The sequence below is a fragment of the Tessaracoccus sp. OH4464_COT-324 genome (assembly GCF_003932855.1).
In the GTDB taxonomy this organism is placed as follows: Bacteria; Actinomycetota; Actinomycetes; order Propionibacteriales; family Propionibacteriaceae; genus Arachnia.
The window spans coordinates 1-895 of record NZ_RQYZ01000052.1 but is presented as its reverse complement, the minus strand read 5'-3'; the positions used below and the strand labels follow the sequence as shown (position 1 = coordinate 895).

General features: G+C 63.9%; 2 protein-coding genes. Both read right to left on the bottom strand.

The window, feature by feature from the left end; genetic code table 11:
* A partial coding sequence (locus tag EII42_RS13585) for a hypothetical protein (RefSeq protein ID WP_233558394.1) occupies positions 1 to 189 on the bottom strand: 189 nt, incomplete at its 3' end.
* An 86-nt stretch (positions 190 to 275) separates the two neighbouring features.
* Positions 276 to 895 (bottom strand): fungal transcription factor regulatory middle homology region domain-containing protein (locus EII42_RS13065; protein ID WP_158676512.1); only part of this gene is annotated, 620 nt, incomplete at its 5' end.

Below are 895 nucleotides of genomic sequence, written 5' to 3'. Positions count from 1 at the left end.
AATCCGGTTGTCCACAGGACCCAGACTGACCGCCCCGGTGAGCGGCGAAACCATCGAACCGAAAACCGGCTGCTCACCCGGCCCCAACAAAACCCGAACCCTGCCCAGCTCATCTTCTCCGCATCGACGCATGCTCCCAGCATCCTCCGCGGGCCGGTCCCGTGCCTCGATCTCCTCATGGAATCGCACGACGTGGGTTCGGTTGGCCTCGACGTGTTGCGTTCGGCGCTGCTGGGCCGAGTGTTGGGGGCGGCACTCTGCCGCCCCCTGCTCGTTCAGCGGCCGGGGACTCCGGTGGCGGAATCGACGGCGTCCTGCGACGAGTCGAGCGCGTCGCCGCCGTGCTTGCCCGCCTCCCGCAGCTCGCCCACTCCACTGGGCATCCTGAAGGGCGCGCCCACCCCGTCCAGGACGGCATTGGCTCCCTTGTTGATGGGGAAAGTGATCAACGACTTGACCCCGGTGAGGAGGGCCTTCTCCACCAGCGTGGCGCCCTTCTTCAGCTCCTTGATCAGCTTGAGGATCTCCTTGATCGCGCGCAGGAACTCGGCGATCTTCTTGAGGATTTCCACGAGTTTCGTCAGAAGTTCGGCCAGCTTCATCAGCACCTTGGCCATGCGCTCCACGACCTTGACCACTTTGGCCAGGGTTTGCAGCCCCTTGGCCAGGATGGCCGCCACTTCAGCGGCGATGGAGGCGCCCAGGGTGAGGATCGATAGCGCAGCCGACACGACTGCGGAGGCGATGATGAACTCGATCAGCGATTTGAACAGGTCGATGATGGTGTTGGCCACCTCGACACAGGTCTCCGCCGCGGAACGCAACACCTCCTGAGTCTTCGCAATCGCGGGAGCAATCTTCGACAGACTCTCCTGGATCCGACCCACCGTCACCA